The following is an 18822-nucleotide window of genomic DNA, read 5'->3' on the forward strand; positions in this document are numbered from 1 at the left end:
AGCCCAGCGCCAAGTCTGGTGCCTTGCGCAACTACCCTAGATCAGCTCGCACTAATCGAAGTGCACAGGTCCATGAGAGGGGATCCGTACGCGTGCCACAGACTCCGCGACTCGAGGTGGGCGACAAAGCCCCCGGGTTCAGCCTGCCCGACGCCGACGGTAAGACCGTCAAGCTCTCCGACTACAAGGGCCGCAAGGTCATCGTGTACTTCTACCCCGCCGCATCGACGCCGGGCTGCACCAAACAGGCATGCGATTTTCGCGACAGCCTCGGCGAGCTGAACGGAGCCGGGCTGGACGTCATCGGTATCTCGCCCGACAAGCCCGAGAAGCTCGCCAAGTTTCGCGACAAAGAGAAGTTGGCCTTCCCGCTGCTCTCAGACCCCGACCGCGAAGTCCTGACGGCGTGGGGCGCCTTCGGCGAGAAGATGATGTACGGAAAGACCGTTCAGGGTGTGATCCGCTCGACGTTCGTGGTCGATGAGAAGGGCAAGATCGCCGAGGCGCAGTACAACGTCCGCGCCACCGGCCACGTGGCCAAGCTGCGACGCGATCTGTCCGTCTGACTAGCTAGCCAAAAAGCGAAGCGGTAGGCCATAATCGGCTGCGACGTGAGACAACGTTGTCTCGGGCGCAGGAGAAGACATGGGTGTGGTTGCCTTCCACAGACTGCTGGCGGCGACTGCAGCGGCACTCCTGGCAGTTCTGTCGGTCGCCTGCTCTTCGCCCACCAATCAATCTGCTCAACCGGCGGCGCAGGGCAGCGAAAGCCCGCCACAGCGACCGGATTTCACACAGGTGACGGAGTCGATGTTCGTCGACGCGTCGGCGATCCCGGATGCTTCCGCATGGGATTTCACAGGAGCGGTCCTGAACTCCGACGGTAACTACCCGAATGACGACCAAATCGATCCGCCGAAGTGCGCGCCGCTATTCTCGGGGCTGCCCCACGGCCAAAAGGGGGCCGCTGGCTGGTCGATGTGGCCGACCGACGGCTCGGATGCGGATATGCCGGAGCAGAATTTCACGGTGCTCCTTGCGGTACCGACAGGACAGCCAGACCTTCAAGGTCTGCGCGACTTGCTCGGTAAATGCGGAACCTTCCACGCCGGTGAACTCACGTCGACCGTGTCGCCGCCCCTGCAACACCCGGGGTTGCCCGATTCGGCCGTCGCTTGGCGTCAGAATTCAAAGGGTCCCTACGGCAGTAAAGGCGCCGAAATCGTCGGTCTCAGCCGGGGCCTCTACGTCGAGGTATACACCTGGCGCACGGATGGCGACGAGGCCTCTCCGGCTGACATAGACATTTTGGTGAACCTCTTCAACGAGCAGGTGACGAAGTTACAGGCGGCCTGAAACCAGGTTCGCCAGCAGTAACGCCTCGGCGGTCGCGGCGCGTTCCAGTACCCCCAGGTGCAGGCTCTCGTTGACGCTGTGCGCCTGCGTCGCAGGGTCTTCCACGCCGGTCACCAGAATCTTGGCCGACGGGAACGCGTCGGCGAACTCGGCGATGAACGGGATCGAGCCACCGACTCCGGTGTCGACGGGCTCGGCGCCCCACGCGTGCCGGAACGCCGAGCGCGCGGCGTCGTAGACCGCTCCGCTGGCGTCGATGGCGTACGGCTGGCCGACATCGCCGGGTGTGACGGTCACCTGCGCACCCCACGGCGCGTTCCGCTCGAGATGACGCGTCAGGGCATGCAGGTGTTCACCCGCGTCGCCGCCCGGGGCGACGCGCATGCTGACCTTCGCCCGCGCCCGTGGGATCAACGTGTTCGACGCCTTGTCGATCGGCGTCGTGTCGATGCCGATCACCGTGATCGCCGGTTTGGCCCACAGTCGCTGAGGTACCGAACCGGAGCCGATCTCGCGGACGCCCTCCAAGAGCCCGGCCTCTTCGCGGACCCGTGCCGATGGGTAGTCGACATCCGAAGCGGAACCCTCGTGCAATCCCTCGACGGCCACGTTGCCGTCATCGTCGTGCAGGCTGGACAACAGTCGCACCAACACGGTCAACGCATCCGGCACGACTCCGCCCCATAGTCCGGAGTGCAGGCCGTGATCCAATGTCGCCACCTCGACGACGCAGTCGGCGAGTCCGCGCAGCGACACCGTCAACGACGGCACATCGGTGCTCCAATTGTCGGAGTCGGCGATCACGATCACGTCGGACGCCACTGTGTCGCGGTGCGCCGCCAGCAGTCGCGACAACGACGGCGATCCCGACTCCTCCTCCCCCTCGACGAACACCGTCACGCCGACCGGTGGGTTGCCGTCATGGGCGCGGAAGGCCGCCAAATGCGTTGCGATGCCTGCCTTGTCATCGGCGGTGCCACGCCCGTACAGGCGGCCGTCGCGCTCGGTGGGTGTGAACGGCGGCGAGTTCCACTGCCCGTGGTCACCCTCCGGCTGCACGTCGTGATGGGCGTAGAGCAACACGGTGGGCGCTCCCGGTGGCGCCGGGTGGCGCGCGATGACAGCAGGAGCACCGCCCTCGCTGACGATCTGCACATCGGCAAAACCCGCGTCCGACAACAGTTTCCCAACCGCGTCTGCGCTGCGCTGCACTTCACCGCGGCGTGCCGGATCGGCCCACACCGATTCGATGCGTACCAGATCCTCGAGGTCCCGCCGCACCGCGGGCAACACGTCACGCACCCGCTGCACCAAATCGGTCATAGCGCTCTAGCCCTGGGACTCCAGCACCACGACGGCGGCCGCAGTGTCCGCCTCGTGGGTCATGGACAGGTGAATCGTCACATCCTTCAGGTGCTCGCCGATGGCGCCGGTGAGGCGCACCTTCGGCCGGCCCCACATGTCGGTGACCACCTCGATGTCGCGGTGGATGCCCTCAGGCAGCATCGGCCGTTTGGCGAACCGCGAACCCGACCACGCCTTGATGACGGCCTCCTTGGCCGCCCAGCGCGCCGCGAGATGCCGCGCCGCCGACGAACTCTTGTCGGCGGCGTCCCGGCGCTCCCCGGGCGTGAACGTCTCGGCGAACACCGTTCCCGGCTGGTCGACCTGTGCCGCGAAGTCGGGTATGGAAACCAGATCGATCCCCACACCGACTACCGCCATGGGCAAGACGCTATATCACTGCCCCGAAGGCAGGTACACATCGTCGTCGCCGAGCCGTGCCCCCTGGTCGAGGAGCATTGCGGCCTCCTGCAGCTTCTCAGGACTGTCCCCGCCGAACCTGCGGTCACCCGGCTTCTCGTAGAGGGGCCGCCCGCCCGCTATCGCCGAGGCCAGGCGCAGCTGACCCGCGAGCACACGAGCATCGGCCCTTGCCTTGTAGTCCGCCCGCTGATCGGGGCTCAACGCCGCCATGAAGGCCTGCGGGTGCACCAGTGCCACGAGGCCGGACACGTGCCCGAACCCGAGGCTGGTGACCAGGCCCGCCTTCAGCGGGAACTTGTCCCCCAGCTTCAGGCTGTCGCGCAGCCAGACCAGGTGGCCGGCGCCGGCGAGTTCTTCGTCGACGCAGTCCAGGCTGCGGTTGGGCGGGATGACGCCGTCGCGCAGGATCTGGCACAGCCCCATCATCTGGAAGGCCGCCGCACCACCCTTCGAGTGACCGGTCAGGCTCTTCTGCGACACGACGAACAGCGGCGCACCGGCGGAGCGGCCCAACGAGTCCGCGAGCCGTTCGTGCAGCTCGGTCTCGTTCGGGTCGTTGGCCAGCGTGGAGGTGTCGTGCTTGGACACCACCGCGATGTCGTCGGCGCCGACGCCGAGCTTGGCGAGCGAACGCGCCAGCTGCGACTCCTTGCCTCCGCGTCCGGCGGCCAGCGCACCGAGCCCAGGAGCGGGGATCGACGTGTGGACACCGTCACCGAAGGACGACACGTAGGCGACGACCGACAGCACCGGTAGGCCCATCTTGAGCGCGAGATCGCCGCGCGCAAGGAGGATGGTTCCACCGCCCTGTCCCTCGACGAACCCGAGCCGACGACGGTCGTTGGCACGGGAGAACTTCGAGTCGCTGATGCCCTTGGCCCGCATCGTCTCGGTGTCGGCGGTGGCCGCCATGTCACCGAATCCGATGATGGCCTCGAGCGTCAGGTCGTCGTAGCCGCCCGCGACCACGAACTCGGCCTTGCCGAGGCGGATCTTGTCCACACCCTCCTCGACCGAGATCGCCGCGGTGGCGCATGCACCAACCGGGTGGATCATCGAGCCATAGCTGCCGATATAGGACTGAACCACGTGTCCGGCAATGACATTCGGCAGGACCTCCTGCAGGATGTCGTTCGGCTTGTTCCGGCCGAGCAGGTTGCCGTGGTACATCGTCTGCATCGACGTCATACCGCCCATGCCGGTGCCCTGCGTGCTGGCCACCAGGCTCGGGTGCACCCAGCGCATCAGCTCGGTCGGCGTGAAGCCTGCGGACAGGAACGCGTCGACGGTGGTGACGAGGTTCCACAGCGCCAACCGGTCGATCGTCGACACCATGTCCGCCGGGACGCCGTACACCATCGGGTCGAAGCCCGTCGGAATCTGCGCGCCGACCGTACGAGACAGCTTCGTCTTGCGCGGCACCCGAATCTCGGTGCCCGCCTTGCGTGTGACCTGCCAGTCGTTGCTGTCGGGCACCGGCGCGATGACCGTGTGCTCCGGATCGAAGTCCACGAACGGCCGGGCCTCGGCCTCCGACGACACGACGAACGTGAAGTCCTTGTCGAGGAACACCGAAACCATGATGGGTGACGCGTGATCCGGATCGATCGCACCGTCGTCGACGAACTCGCGGATGCCGACACGCTCGATGACCGCGTCGTGGTAGCGCTCCACCAGCTCGCCCTCGTCGACCAGCTCGCCGGTGTCCGTGTCGTACCAGCCCGGGGTGGGATCGTCTTCCCACTTAACCAGGCCGGTGGTCCACGCGAGCTCCAGCACGCCTGCCGCCGACAGCTCGTCGTCCACCTCCATCTCGAGGCGGGTGCGTGACGAGCCGTACGGCCCGAGCTCGGCGCCGCCGACGATCACCACCAGGTCGGCGGGGTCGACGTCGAGGTCGTCCCATGCGGGCGGCGGCGCGGACCGGTAACCGCGCGGCGGGGAGGGCAGCGCGCGGATCGTGCCGTGCTCGTCCTCCTCCTCGTCCACGCTCTCGGCGCCTCTACCCGCCTGATCTTCACGGGCATTGGCGGCCAGCTCGGCCAAGTCAAGCTCGACGTCGGCCAGGCCACCGGTCAGGTCGGCCTGCAACGGCTCGCGCGCAGCAGCCACCTTGGACTCGATGTCGCAGAGGCCGAGCAGCATGCTCGCCATCTCATCGGTCGTGTAGGTGACCACGCCGGCTTCCTCGACGGCGCCGACGATGGCGTCGTTGTGACCCATGAGGCCCGTTCCCTTGGTCCAGCCGATCAGCGCATGCGCCAGCGAAACCCGCTGCGCCCATGACGTTTCGGCCTTCCACCGGGTGACCAGCGCGTCGAGTGCGGACTTGGACTCACCGTAGGCGCCGTCACCGCCGAACATGCCGCGGTTCGGCGAACCCGGCAGCACGACGTGCAACCGCGCGGCGATATCGCGTTCCGCGCCGACGTGTGACAGCCCGCCGATCAGCCGCTGCACAGCCCACAGCAGAACCTTCATCTCCATCTCGGCGCGCGATCCCGCATCGGAGAGGTCGCCGGCAACACGCGGCGCCGCGAACGGGAACAGCAGAGTGGGCGTGAGCGCATCCTTGAGGTGAATGGACTGCGGCCCAAGGCTTTCGCTCTGTTCGGTACCCACCCACGACACGAGCGCGTCGATATCGCTGTAGGACGCCATGTTCGCGGGAACCACCCACAGCTTGGCGTCGAACCGGGCGTTGTTCCGGTAGAGCGTGCGGTAGAAGCCGAGGCGATCGTCGTCGAGTTTGGACGTGGTCGCGATGACCGTCGCCCCACCGTCGAGGAGTTGCGCCACCACCGATGCGGCGATGGACCCCTTCGACGCACCGGTCACCACCGCGACCTCGTCGGTGTAGCGGCCCTTGCCCGGGTTCTCGGCACCGGCCGCCGCTCGACCGTACAGGGAGGCGTGGATATTGCGGCCCGACGCAAGCGCCTTGCCCTGCCACCAGGTGGCCTGAGTACCGACGATGTGCCCCGCACCTTCGTACCGCTCGGAGAGGCGCTGCCAGTCACGGTCGATCTCACCGTCGTCGAGCAGCCACAGCCTGGCCAGATCCTCACGTGCACTGGCCCAGCGGTCGTCGAACAGCACCGCCTTGCGACCGTCGAACGTCGGCGCCACCAAACGCGGCCAGTCCGAACCCAATTCGGTCGTGACCAGTTCGATGAGCTCCGCGTCCGTCGCTTCGGGTGCACTGACCGGAGCGTCCAGGCCCAGCTGGCCCAGGATCAGGCGCGCCGCCGATGCGAGCACACCGTTGGGGCCGGTCACCTGTTCGGCGAACTCGCCGAGCGCTGCGGAATCCACCACGCCACCACCACCGCCTGCGGCTGCGGGCAGTGTGACCGCGACACCCTTGCGGCCGCCGACCGCCGACACTGCGGCGTCGATGACCTTGTCCAGGCTCGCCGCGTCCGCGACGGCACCGGCGTGCAGGCCACCGAGGTCGCCCCCGCGCACGCTGGACCCCTCGCGGGTGCCCAGCGCCACCTCGACGGTGACATGCTTGACCCAGCCGTCCCCGAGCTCCCAAGTCTTCTTGACCCGTTCGGCGATGTAGGCGGGCCGCTTGCCGGACGGTCCGAGAACCGTGCGGAGCTGGTCGTTGATCGCGTCGGAAAGTACTGGACCCCAGGGCTTGTAGGTTCGGGCCAGCTTGGTGACCTGACCCTTCAATCCGGCCAGATCAGCCTCCGCGGCACCGTCGATGGCGCCGAGATTCAGCTCGGACCCGAGATCCACCAGCAGCTGGTTGCGTCGCGAGGACGCTCCGTCGGTGATCGACTCGATGGAGTCCAGCGATTCGATCTGATCCATGCGCATCTTCGCCGACAGCGCGATCAACGCCGTTGTGGCGTCGGCAGCATCGTAGGTGAGGTCGTCCGGTCGTGGACCACCCGACGGCGCCGCGGGTGCGGCCGGGCCGGCGGGTGCGGCTTCGGCAGACGCCGCCGCCTCCACCGGTGCCGGGGCCGCGTCGGCTCCGGGATCGTCGTCGAATTCGGGCTCAGGGTCGGTGTCCGTGGCGAACAGCACCGCGGCGTCGCGCTCCGAGTTCAGCACTTCGGTTGTGCTGTGCGAATACTCGGGCAGCTTGAGCGTGTTGGTCGCAAGGCCCGCGACGGTCGGCGCGGACTTCACGCCGATCTCGACGAACCGCTCGATGCCGAGACCACCGGCGGCCTCCTCGATGAAGAGCAGATCCTGGGTCTCGATCCAGCGCACCGGGCTGGCGAACTGCCACGCGAGCAGTTCGATGACGACCTTGCGGCACAGCTCCGTCGGCTTCTCGTTCCGCCAGGTGTCGTAGTCGGCGAGGATCTCGTCGAGCGGCTCGGCGGGCACCAGATCGCGGATCTCCTGAATGAAGTCGCGGTCCAACGTGAACGGGCGTGGCACCAGGTTCGGAATGTACTTGCCGACAAGGAGGTCGGGATCGGCGTCGCGCGGCATGACCCGCTCCAGGGAGCGGCGGAAGTCGGCGACGCCGACCCGAAGCACCGAGGAGTGGAACGGCACGTCGATGCCGGGCACCAGGATGAACGAGCGCTTGCCGCCGGAGATCTCGCGGCGCTTCTCGACTTCCTCCTCCAGCGCTTCAAGGCCGCGGACGGTGCCCGCGATGGCGTACTGCGAGCCACGCAGGTTGAAGTTCACGATCTGCAGGAATTCACCTGTGCGTTCGGCGATCTCGTCGATGAATCCCGGGACGTCGTCGTCGTCGAGATCGATCTGCGAGGGCCGGATCGCGGCCAGTCGATAGTTGGACCGGCCGAGGTGGTCGCGCGGAACGATGTCGTGCATCTTGCTGCCGCGGTGGAACACCACCTCCAGCAGTGCCTCCAACTCGTAGACGCCACTGACGCAGGCCAGAGCGGTGTACTCGCCGACGGAGTGCCCGCATGCCAGCGCACCCTCGACGAACGCACCCTGTTCACGCATCTCGGCGACCTGGGCCGCCGCCACCGTGGCCATCGCGACCTGGGTGAACTGCGTCAGGAACAGCACACCGTCGGGGTGGTGATAGTGCACACCGCTGGCGATCAGGGTGGTCGGGTTGTCCCGCACCACGTGCAGCACCGAGAAGCCCAACGTGTCGCGGGTGAACTTGTCGGCGGTGTCCCACACCTTGCGCGCGGCCTTGGACCTCGCGCGGACCTCCATGCCCATGCCCTTGTGCTGGATGCCCTGGCCGGGGAAGGCGTAGACGGTCTTCGGGGCCTCCAATTGCGCCGTCGCCGACATCACGAGTTCGTTGTTGACGCGGGCGGCGACCTCGACGATCTCTGCGCCGCGGTCGATTCCGACTCGGTCGACCCGGAAGTCGATGTCATCGCCGGGCAGGACCATGCCGAGGAATCGCGATGTCCAGCCGACGACCCGGGCCGGCGGGGCGGCCTTGCCGTCGGTTGCGGCGACGACGTGCTGCGCGGCCGCCGAGAGCCACATGCCGTGCACGATGGGCGATTTGAGCCCGGCCAGCAGCGCGGCGGACCGGTCGGTGTGGATCGGGTTGTGATCCCCGGAGACCACCGCGAAGGCGCGCATGTCGGTCGGCGCCGCGACGGTGACGTCGCGACGGCGACGACGCGGCGTCTCGGTCGCGTTGTCGGTGATCGCGCCACCGGCACGCGGCGGATCGTCGAGTTCGGCCGCACCTGTGCGACCCCGGATGGCGAACCGCTCCTCGAGCTTCGCCAGCACGGTGCCCTTGGGATCGGCGACCTCGACGGTGACGGGCACGACGCGTCCGTACTCGGTGTCGAAGGCCGCTGAACTCGTTGCGGTGACCGTCAATTGGGTGGTCTTCGTCGGCATCGGCGTGAGCAGGTGCGCGGCGTGGTCCAGGTGGACCAGGCTCAGCAGGCCCTCGATCACGGGGATCCCGTCGTCGGTGACGGCCGCACCGATGGCCGCGAACACCGCAGGCCAGCAATGGCCGACGATCGCGTCGGGCACGAGAGTCAGCCCCGGCGCAAGGGGTGCACCGAACGTCGCGGTGACGCCGGTGTGGTCGGCGACCTCCTCGGGATCCCACTTGACGTTGATCGTCGACGCGTTGTTACGCACCGGCGGCAGTGCATCGGGACCGTCGACACCTGCTGCGATCGCGAGGACAGAGCGCATCGCCCGCGACGCGTCGTCGACGGTCACGACCGGCATACCGCCGTTGACCGTGCAGGCCGGCAAGGTGAAGCGGATGTCGATCCAGACTTCACTCAGCGGCACACTCAGGGTGACCACGCCGTCGGCATTCAGCTCGAGCCGTGCGCCGGTGGACGGGTGTGTGGCCTGGGTATAACCCCGGGTCGTCCCCTGCCCTGCGGGCGTGGGCCCATCGATCCTGCCCGCCGAACGGCTTTCATTGACCTGCCATTCGTGCGGCGCACCGATGCGGTGCACGGGGTTGATGGCGGTCCGGCCCGCCCACAGCACATCGGGCGAATCGAGCACGACCGCAAGCGCACCGGTGACGTCGTTGCGGGCCTGGCGGCGGGACACCACCGGCACCGGCTCGGCGCCTGCCGCGAGCAGCTGGTCGATCGACGCCTGTTCGAAGCGGTCCAGCAGCTCGCCGACCGGTTCGTCGACCCGTGTGATGCCGGCGACCGACTGCGTGCCCGGAATGATGCACACCTGGTCGGCGGTGTAGCGCGCATCGTGGGCCTGCCACAGCGAGTCGCTGCGCCACCAGCGCCGCACGTCCTTGTCGATGACGGGCACGAAGTTGACCGGCTTGCCCATCGTCTTGCACAACGTGATGAAGAACGGCACATCGGCGGGGTGCAGCTTGAGCGTCTCGGCATCCGGGTAGCGCTCCAGCAGTAACGCAACCGCGGCCTGCGGGTTGTCCAGCAGCGCTTGGCCTTCGGGGCTGTCCGCGAAGAGGGTGTCGATCGGGCCCGAGTCCTGCGGATGCAGTCGCGCCTCGGCGCGCTTGAGCATCTCGGCGAACCGCTCCCGCCAGGTGTCGGCGATCCACGGGCTGTCCGGCGATGCGGTGTCGGCGGTGCTGTCGCCGTCACCGACCGTCAGCTCGACGTACCGATTCAGCCACTGCTGGTAGGTCATTGCGCCGATATCGCCGAAGTACGGCTTGGCCGTGTCGGCCATCGCGGCGATCAGCTCGTCGCGGCGCGCCGCGACGGCGTCGGCGTCACCGGCGACCTCGTCGAGCAGCCGGCCGCACCGGGATGCCGTGTTGTCGATTTCGTGAATGTCCGCGCCCAGCTGACTGCGGCTGGAAGCCATGCCGCCGTTGGCTTTCCCGGCGCTGATCCAGTGATCGGTGCCGCCGGTCTCGACCAGCATCTGCTTGACCGCCGGCGACGTGGTCGCCTCGAGGGTCGCCATCGCCGCGGTGCCGACGAGAATGCCGTCGACCGGCATTTCCGGGAATCCGTAAGCGGTGGCCCATGCGCCCGACAGGTACTCGGCCGCACGCTCTGGTGTGCCAACGCCGCCGCCGACGCAGATCGTGAGGTTGGGCAGCTTCCGCAGGTCGGCGTACGTGGCCAGCAGCAGGTCGTCGAGGTCCTCCCACGAGTGATGACCGCCCGCGCGCCCACCCTCGATGTGCGCGATGACGTCCTTGCCCGGCACCTCCGCCGCGATGTTGATGACCGACTTGATCTGGTCGACGGTGCCCGGCTTGAACACCACGTGACTGATTCCGACGCTGTTGAGTTCCTCGATCACCTCGACGGCGTCCTCGAGATCCGGAATTCCTGCGCTGACGACCACACCGTCGATGGGGGCTCCGGACTGACGGGCCTTCTGCACCAACCGCTTTCCGCCGACCTGCAGCTTCCACAGGTACGGGTCGAGGAACAACGTGTTGAACTGGATGGCGCGCCCCGGCTCGAGCAGCGTGGTGAGCTCGGCGATGCGGTCGGAGAAGATCTCCTCGGTGACCTGGCCGCCGCCGGCCAGCTCGGCCCAGTGGCCCGCGTTGGCCGCCGCGGCGACGATCTTGGCGTCGACGGTCGTCGGGGTCATACCGGCGAGCAGCATCGGCGAACGCCCGGTCAGCCGGGTGAACTTGGTGGACAGCTTCACCGAACCGTCGGGCAGCTTCACGGTCGTCGGCGCATAGCTCGACCACGGGGGCAGCACCTCGGGTGCGGCACCGACGGTGAACAGGTTGCGCTGTCCTGCGCGGGTGGCCGCGGGAACGATTCCGACGCCGAGACCCCGGATCACCGGAGCGGTCAGGCGCGTGACCGTATCGCTGGGCCCCAGGTCGATGATCCACTTGGCACCGGAGTCATGCAGCCGCTCGATCTCGGCCACCCAGTCGATGGGGCGAACGAAGATCGCCTCGGTCATCTCGTGCGCCATCGCGGCGTCGATGCCACACTTCTCGGCCCAGCCCTCGACGACCTCGACCCCGTCCGCCAGCCGCGGAGTGTGGAAGCCGACCTCGACCTGCACCCCGTGGAATTCGGGACGGAACACCGCGCCGCCACGGAGCTTGTTCTTGCGCTCGGCTTCTTCGCGTTCGGTGATCTTGCTGCAGTAGAGCTCGAATCGCCCGAGTTGCTCCGGCGTCCCGGTAATGACGACAGAGCGCCTGCCGTTGCGGATCGACAGCACGGGCGGCAGCACCGTGCGGACATCGGTGCTGAACTCCTCGAGCAGTTCGCGCATGCGTTCCGGGTCGACGTTGGTCACCGACACCATCGGCGTCTTGTTGCCGCGGCCCACCATGCCCCGGCGCCGGGACATCAACGAGCCGGCAGCGCCGATCAGTTGCAGCAGCGCCAGGAGCTCGGCGTCCTTGGCGCCCTTCGCCCGCAGCGATTCGCAGGCCATGATGCCCTGCGAGTGGCCCGCCATCGCGACCGGCGGCGTGTTGTACAGATCCAGGCCCTGCCTGGTGAGTGCGCGGATGGCGGCCATCTGGGCGAGCAGGATGCCCGGGCCCGAGATCGCGGCGGTGACGAGTTGCTTGGTGGCGGGCAACGGCTCCTCGGCGGCGAGCGCCCGGACCCACTGCATCGGCTCGAACCCGATGGGCCGCACGACGACCAGCTCGCGGGCCACGGGCTGCAGCAGCAGCTCGGCCTCGCCGACCACTTCACTGAGTTCGGACTCGATACCGGCCGAGCTGACCAGCTCTTCCAGGTTCTCCAGCCATGCGGCGCCCTGGCCGCCGAAGGCGACCGCGTACGGTTCACCGGCGTTCAGCCGATCGACGAGCGCATGTGCGGCGGGGCGGGCTCCGGAGCGGTCGGTGGTTGATTCGGTGGACACCCGGCGCTGCTCGTTGATCGTCACGTGTTGTTATCTCCCTCGGTACTGTCTGCGCTATCGCTCGTGGTCTGTGGTGGCTTGTGTCGGCTCTACGTCGTCTCTAGAAGCTGACTGGCCCGCGCTCCCCTGCGGAGGCCATGCGATTCAGCGTCGAATCCCGACTCGTTCATCCGTTCCAGCGGACATTCCAGCCGTACTAAGAGTGTCATAAGAGATGCCACCATTTTCGCGTCCGAAATGGTTACTAGCGAGTTCTACGCACGGGTAACCGGTTCTTGGATAACGCGCACCTCCGAACGGGCCGAAGCCATCCGGGACAAACGTCCTGCATGCGGGTGGTTACGGTCGAGTAGGGGCAACTGCGCAGATCAAGGCAGTATTGTTATCTAATCGTTATGTAAAAATTTTGGCGCTTTTGAACTGCGGCACCACGGCTGCTCGACGCGACAACGTGACCAGATTTGTCTAGTCTGAGGCGCCGGCCACCAAAAAAAGTTTGCTAGACGTACTTACTCGTCGGTAATATTTTTAGTCCCATTGGCCGAACCGAGGCTGCAGGATGTTATTGATGTCCACCCCGATGCCTCCGACGGACCGCTTGTCGATCTCCACCTGATGCAGATGGGCGGCCGGGTGGGCGATCCTGCCCGGCGATCCCCAGTTGTGCTGCCAGTAGTAGGCGCCCAGCCCGTCCTGCGAGGCCCACTCGATGGTTTTGGAGTTGGCGTAAACGCCGGTGCGCTGGTGACCCAGCACCGCCTCCCAGCCGCGTAGGTATGGCGCGACCTGCTGCTTGTACTGCTCGTATGACGGATCGTCGTCGATCGACGTGTAGATCGGCGCCCCATAGGAACCACCCGCGGCCACGTGCAGCTGCCAGCCCCGCTTGGCGTGCGCCACACCGGCGTTCTGGCCACCGAGCCAGTCGGCGGTGTCCTGCTTGCCGTACTGATAACAGGACACGATCTTGAGTCCGTTTTGATAGAGGTCACGCGCTTCGGGCAGCTGGATCGGCTTTCCCAGCATCCAGTCGCCGCCAGGTCTGCGGTCGGAAACGTACCGAATGGCGCCAAGGGCGCCCGAGGAGCGGATGTCGCTGGCACTGATGACTCCGGCGGCGTAATCGAGCAGAACACCCAGCGGCGCAGCCGAGGCAGTGGCCGGGACCGTCAGCGCCTGCAGACCCGCGCCGACCGCCAATGCGGCGGGTAGCACGGCGGCACCTTTCAGCACGTCGCGGCGCGAAATTGACACGTGCCACAGAGTACGACAGCTGCATCACATTTCACCCCAGCGCCACTGGTCACAGCTGCATCAAGATTTGTCGGAAGTAGCCGAGCGAACACGACCGGCGTGAAATCAGCGATGAACTGCGGTCCGGCCGATCCAATCCATACGATTAGCCATGCCTTCGGACACGATCGGCGTGCAATCCGCTGTGGATGTGCCCGGTGACGTACGGAATCCGCAGGTCGAGTTGATCAATGTCCGCAAGGAGTTCGGGCACGGAATCGTGGCCGTCGAGGGTGCCGACCTCACCGTCGGCGACGGCGAACTGTTCGCGATGCTCGGCCCGTCGGGTTCCGGAAAGACCACGGTGCTCCGCATGATCGCGGGGTTCGAGCAGCCGACCGCAGGGACGATCAGGCTCGGCGGCGTCGACGTCACGGGTCTGCCCGCGCAACGCCGCGACGTCAACACCGTGTTCCAGGAATACGCGCTGTTCCCGCACATGACCGTCGCCCAGAACGTCGAATACGGGCTGAAGGTGCGCGGCGTGCCCAAGGCCGAACGCAGGCGCCGGACCGCCGACGCGCTCGACATGGTGCGGCTGACCGAACACGGGCCACGGCGCCCGGAGCAGCTGTCGGGTGGTCAGCGCCAACGCGTCGCCCTCGCGCGTGCATTGGTCGGGCGGCCACGAGTGTTGCTGCTCGACGAGCCGCTCGCCGCAATGGACCTCAAGCTCCGCGAACAGATGCAGATCGAGCTCAAAGCAATCCAGCGTGAAGTCGGCATCACCTTCGTCATCGTCACCCACGACCAGAACGAGGCGCTGAGCGTGTGTGACCGGCTGGCGGTTTTCAACCACGGACGCATCGAGCAGGTCGGTGCGGCCCGCGAGGTCTACGAAAATCCGGTCAACAGATTCGTCGCGGACTTCGTCGGAACCTCGAATGTGCTCGACGGCGCCGCCGCCGAGGCGCTCATCGGACGCGCGGGAATGTTCGTGGTCCGGCCCGAGCGCATGGGCGTCTTCGCGGCAGGCACCGACTCGGTCCCCGGTGTGCGGACGGTCGCGGCGACGGTGTCCGAACTCATTTACGCCGGACCCACCACCCAGATCACCGCACACACCCATGTCGGCGTCACGTTGACCGCCACCGTTCTCACCGCAAGCACGTGGCTGCCCCCAGATATGCACCACGGCAGTCCGATCACGTTGGCATGGCCGGAGAAAGCCGTCCATGCCTTGACGACCGAAGCCCCGACAACCGATGCCGCGACAACCGATGCCCCGACCAACGAGGAGTAGAGAAATGCCGTCAAAGACACGGGCCGGACTTGTGCTCGCCACGTGCGCCGCACTCGTCATGGCCTGCACCACGGCCTGTGGTTCCGAACAGTCCGGCGGGACCGGCGAGGCTCCGCCGAAGATGGAGCCGCGCAGCGAGATTGGTGACGGCGAAGGCCAACTGAACCTGATCGCGTGGGCGGGCTACGCCGAGGATGGCTCCAACGGCGACGCCGACTGGGTGACCCCCTTCGAGAAGAAAACCGGCTGTCAGGTCAACGTCAAGATCGGCAACACCTCCGACGAGATGGTGCAACTGATGCGCACCGGTCAGTACGACGGCGTGTCGGCCTCCGGCGACGCAACGCTTCGGTTGATTTACGCCGGCGATGTCGCACCGGTCAACACCGATCTCGTCCCGAACTACGCCTCGATATCGTCCTTCCTCAAGGACAAGAAGTGGAATTCGGTGGACGGGCAGATGTACGGGATCCCGCACGGCTGGGGAGCCAATCTTCTGATGTACAACATCGACGCGGTTCGCGACGCACCCGACTCGTGGTCGGCGGTGTTCGACGAGGCCGGCAAGTACAAGGGCAAGGTCACCGCCTACGACAATCCCATCTACATCGCCGACGCGGCGTTGTACCTGTCCAAGACGAAGCCGGAACTCGGTATCAAGGATCCGTATTCGCTCACGACCGAACAGCTCGACGCGGCAGCCGAATTGCTCAGGAAGCAGCGCGAGAATGTCGGCGAGTATTGGGCGGACTACATCAAAGAGGTGCAGGCGTTCGAATCCGGCACCTCGGTCATCGGGACGACATGGCAGGTCATCGCGAACACGATCGGTGCGGAGAACCGCGTGCAGGTCAACACGGTCGTGCCCAAGGAGGGCTCCACGGGATGGTCGGACACCTGGATGATCTCCTCGAAGGCGGCCCATCCCAACTGCATGTACAAGTGGATGGATTGGATCACCTCACCCGAGGTCAATGCTCAGGTCGCCGAATTCTTCGGTGAGGCACCGGCGAACGCCAAGGCGTGCGATCACACCGTCGAAAAGGACTTCTGCGACCTCTACCATGCCACCGACGAGGATTTCGCCTCCAAGATCCATTACTGGACAACCCCCCAGAAGAACTGCGTCGACGGCAGCGGTGACACCTGCACGGACTACACCGAGTGGGTCGACAAGTGGCAGCAGATCAGGGGGTGACGTTGCGCGGGGCCGCACCGTCGGTGTCATTGCGACGGCGCATCAGTCTCGCGCTCCTGCTCGCGCCGCCGTTGACCTGGCTGGTGGTGGCATATCTCGGATCCCTTACGGTGCTTCTGGTTTCGGCCTTCTGGAGCACCAACTCCTTCACCGGCGCGGTGGTGCGCACGTTCACCTTCGACAACATCGCGCGAGTACTGACCGACGAGGTCTTCCGGGCGGCGGCGCTGCGCACCATCCTTGTGGCGCTGGCCGTCACCGTCATCTGCGCGGTGCTCGCCGTGCCTCTGGCGTTCTACATGGCCAAGATCGCCTCACCGCGCGTGCGATTGGCCCTCGTGGTGGCGGTGACGACCCCCCTGTGGGCCAGCTATCTGGTCAAGGCCTACGCCTGGCGCATGCTGCTGTCCCCCGAGGGTCCGATGTCCTGGGTGACGGGCTACACGCCCGGCTACGGACTGACCGCGACCATCATCACCTTGACGTACCTGTGGCTGCCGTACATGGTGCTCCCGGTGTTCGCGGCCTTCTCGCGCGTACCGGACTCGCTGATCGACGCGAGTTCGGACCTCGGCGCCTCCGACTCGTCCACACTGCGAATGGTGGTGGCACCGTTGATCTTCCCCGGTATCGCCGCAGGCTCGATCTTCACCTTCTCGCTCTCGCTCGGTGATTACATCGCCGTGACGATCGTCGGGGGCAAGACTCAACTGCTCGGCAACATCATCTACGGACAGCTCGTCACCGCCAACAATCAGCCGCTGGCTGCGGCGCTGTCGATCATCCCGCTGGCCGCGATCGTGGCCTACCTGCTCGCGATGCGGCGCACCGGTGCGCTGGACAACCTCTGATGCTGTCGAATGGCGCCCGGCGCCTGATACGCGGATGGGCGGTGCTCGTACTGCTTTTTCTGTACGCACCACTGGCCCTCGTGGTGGTCAACGCGTTCAACAGCTCCCGCACCTTCGCCTTCCCGCCCACCGGTTTGACCCTGCACTGGTGGTCGGACGCCTGGAACAGCGAGGGCATGTGGCAGTCGCTGGCGAACTCGGCAGTGGTCGGACTCGGCGCGACGGCTGTCGCGCTGGTGCTGGGCACGATGGCCGCACTCGCCGTGCAGCGTTACGACTTCTTCGGCAAGAACGTGGTGAGTTTTCTTGTGGTACTGCCGATTACGCTGCCCGGCATCGTCACCGGCATTGCCCTGAACGCGACGTTCACATCGGCGTTGGGCGTGTCGCTGGGCATGGCCACCGTCATCGTCGGGCACGCCACCTTCTGTATCGTGATCGTCTTCAACAACACCCAGGCGCGACTGCGTCGAATGGAAGGCAACCTCGACGACGCCTCGGCCGACCTCGGGGCCTCACCCTGGCAGACGTTTCGCTACGTCACATTCCCGATGATGCGGGGTTCCGTGGTTGCCGGCGCGGTGCTGGCGTTCGCGTTGTCCTTCGACGAGATCGTGGTCACCACCTTCACCGCAGGCCCCACGGTGCAGACACTGCCGATCTGGATCTTCGGAAACCTGTTCCGCCCCAACCAGGCCCCCGTGATCAACGTGGTCGCCGCGGCGCTGACCATCGTCGCGATCATTCCGGTGTGGCTGGCCCAACGCTTCGGCGGTGACCCGGCGACCACCAGGGTCTAGCCGCGACTACTGATGCCGGAGTTCGCTCAGCGGGATCCGAGAGGTGTAGCCGGACACCGCAGTCGACATCTGCCGCTGCAACGACGCGTCCAGGCGATCTGACACGACGCGGCCCCACATATCGAGATAGTCCTTGGTGATCTGACCCAGTTCGTCGATCTCGCCGGGACCGGGCGCATGGTCCTTGCCGAACCTGGCCTCGACCGACTCCTCGAGTGCCCGGACGAAACCGTCCGCCAGGCCGTCGACGGCGTCTCGCGTCGAGTCATAGATGCGAATCAGTGCGCGGACGTATAGCAGCTGATTCGTGGTTCGTCCCAGAATCTCAGCGATCGCCGCATCGAGAATGACAACGCGGCCCGCACGAATCTCGGCCAGGCCGTAGGCGTTCAGCCTGTCCGCCTCACGGGTGTCCGGGCCGATTTCGATGGCGTGCAGGCCAGTCGTCGCCAATTGACCGTCCGGCGAAATCCCCTCGCCCATCCGGGATTTATGGTCGTCGGCGTCGTCATCCCCACGCGGCCCAAGGAGGGCGCGCTGGATGCCCAGGATGTCGGCCAGATCCACCCCCTGGCGCATACTCGCGAAGAATTCGGCGATGTGGGCCGAGTTGAACCCCCGGCGAAGCAACTGATTGATCGTGCGTAGCTGCGACAAGTGGTAGTCGTCGTAGAACGCCGACCGCCCGACCCGCCGCGGCGGGTCCAACAGCCCACGTTCGCGATAGGCGCGGATATTGCGCGCACTAACGCCTGAAATCCCTGCGAGCTCGTCAAGGCGGTACTCAGTCAATCGAGCGCCCCCCGATCGAGGTCAGGGCGCGCTGTGCAGCGCGACACTTCATGCGACCACTGTAGCGTGAGTGGTAGCAGTCGAGCGAAGTCATCTCGACCGCAAATTTATTGCATTAGCTAATCAACCCATGCGTCACTATCTGCGTATTTGACGCCTGGGTAATCTTTTACGCAACAGGTCTGTGCAGTTTCAGCCAACTATTTCGCCACTCAACGCTTACACCGGGTGAGTGACCTCACCGCCTCGCGATTGGCA

General features: G+C 66.2%; 11 protein-coding genes. 6 read left to right on the plus strand and 5 right to left on the minus strand.

Translation table 11 applies throughout. The features are described 5' to 3' along the window. Window positions 1–92: 92 nt before the first annotated feature. Together bcp and AB4Z42_RS10685 are read left to right on the plus strand one after the other, a co-directional pair. On the plus strand, window positions 93–566 hold the full coding sequence (gene bcp / locus AB4Z42_RS10680) for a thioredoxin-dependent thiol peroxidase (protein WP_442009131.1): 474 nt from the start codon (window positions 93–95) through the stop codon (window positions 564–566). Between the two features lie 79 nt (window positions 567–645). After that, the gene (locus tag AB4Z42_RS10685; RefSeq protein ID WP_442009132.1) at window positions 646–1356 is read left to right on the plus strand and encodes a hypothetical protein; all 711 of its coding nucleotides are present in this window, start codon (window positions 646–648) and stop codon (window positions 1354–1356) included. On the opposite strand, the gene AB4Z42_RS10690 is transcribed toward AB4Z42_RS10685, so the two are convergent. The 4 genes from AB4Z42_RS10690 to AB4Z42_RS10705 all read right to left on the minus strand — a co-directional run bounded on the left by AB4Z42_RS10690 (window position 1342) and on the right by AB4Z42_RS10705 (window position 13641). Beyond that, on the minus strand, window positions 1342–2679 hold the full coding sequence (locus tag AB4Z42_RS10690) for a dipeptidase (protein WP_442009133.1): 1338 nt from the start codon (window positions 2677–2679) through the stop codon (window positions 1342–1344). The genes AB4Z42_RS10685 and AB4Z42_RS10690 overlap by 15 nt on opposite strands. A gap of 6 nt (window positions 2680–2685) precedes the next feature. After that, window positions 2686–3081, minus strand: coding sequence for a holo-ACP synthase AcpS (gene acpS / locus AB4Z42_RS10695; protein ID WP_442009134.1), 396 nt, complete (start codon window positions 3079–3081; stop codon window positions 2686–2688). Between the two features lie 15 nt (window positions 3082–3096). Beyond that, window positions 3097–12411, minus strand: coding sequence for a fatty acid synthase subunit beta domain-containing protein (locus AB4Z42_RS10700; protein WP_442009135.1), 9315 nt, complete (start codon window positions 12409–12411; stop codon window positions 3097–3099). Window positions 12412–12915: 504 nt separating this feature from the next. Beyond that, window positions 12916–13641 (minus strand): DUF1906 domain-containing protein, encoded by a 726-nt coding sequence (locus AB4Z42_RS10705; RefSeq protein ID WP_442009136.1) that lies wholly within the window; start codon window positions 13639–13641, stop codon window positions 12916–12918. Between the two features lie 151 nt (window positions 13642–13792). Between AB4Z42_RS10705 and AB4Z42_RS10710 the strand changes: the two genes are divergently transcribed. From AB4Z42_RS10710 to AB4Z42_RS10725, 4 genes are read left to right on the plus strand one after another with little or no spacing between them, the layout of a single operon-like run. Beyond that, window positions 13793–14923: an ABC transporter ATP-binding protein gene (locus tag AB4Z42_RS10710; RefSeq protein WP_442009137.1), complete on the plus strand. Its 1131-nt coding sequence runs from the start codon at window positions 13793–13795 to the stop codon at window positions 14921–14923. A 4-nt stretch (window positions 14924–14927) separates the two neighbouring features. Further along, a complete protein-coding gene (locus AB4Z42_RS10715; protein WP_442009138.1) occupies window positions 14928–16121 on the plus strand; it encodes an ABC transporter substrate-binding protein in 1194 nt (397 codons plus the stop codon). After that, window positions 16100–16972, plus strand: a complete 873-nt coding sequence (locus tag AB4Z42_RS10720; RefSeq protein WP_442009139.1) for an ABC transporter permease — start codon at window positions 16100–16102, stop codon at window positions 16970–16972. The genes AB4Z42_RS10715 and AB4Z42_RS10720 overlap by 22 nt, the downstream gene beginning before the upstream one ends. After that, on the plus strand, window positions 16972–17772 hold the full coding sequence (locus AB4Z42_RS10725) for an ABC transporter permease (protein ID WP_442009140.1): 801 nt from the start codon (window positions 16972–16974) through the stop codon (window positions 17770–17772). Before AB4Z42_RS10720 ends, AB4Z42_RS10725 begins: the two co-directional genes overlap by 1 nt. A 6-nt stretch (window positions 17773–17778) precedes the next feature. Here the strand turns inward: AB4Z42_RS10725 and AB4Z42_RS10730 are convergent, their stop codons facing one another. Continuing rightward, the gene (locus tag AB4Z42_RS10730; RefSeq protein WP_442009141.1) at window positions 17779–18564 is read right to left on the minus strand and encodes a MerR family transcriptional regulator; all 786 of its coding nucleotides are present in this window, start codon (window positions 18562–18564) and stop codon (window positions 17779–17781) included. Window positions 18565–18822: the final 258 nt, after the last annotated feature.

It is taken from the genome of Mycobacterium sp. 2YAF39, from assembly GCF_052114565.1.
Lineage (GTDB): Bacteria > Actinomycetota > Actinomycetes > Mycobacteriales > Mycobacteriaceae > Mycobacterium.

Excerpts from the sequence above, each read along its gene's own strand:
- AB4Z42_RS10690 (WP_442009133.1), bottom strand. The coding sequence starts at position 2,679 with ATGACCGATTTGGTGCAGCGGGTGCGTGACGTGTTGCCCGCGGTGCGG.
- AB4Z42_RS10710 (WP_442009137.1), top strand. The coding sequence starts at position 13,793 with ATGCCTTCGGACACGATCGGCGTGCAATCCGCTGTGGATGTGCCCGGT.
- AB4Z42_RS10725 (WP_442009140.1), top strand. The coding sequence starts at position 16,972 with ATGCTGTCGAATGGCGCCCGGCGCCTGATACGCGGATGGGCGGTGCTC.
- AB4Z42_RS10715 (WP_442009138.1), top strand. The coding sequence starts at position 14,928 with ATGCCGTCAAAGACACGGGCCGGACTTGTGCTCGCCACGTGCGCCGCA.
- AB4Z42_RS10685 (WP_442009132.1), top strand. The coding sequence starts at position 646 with ATGGGTGTGGTTGCCTTCCACAGACTGCTGGCGGCGACTGCAGCGGCA.
- acpS (WP_442009134.1), bottom strand. The coding sequence starts at position 3,081 with ATGGCGGTAGTCGGTGTGGGGATCGATCTGGTTTCCATACCCGACTTC.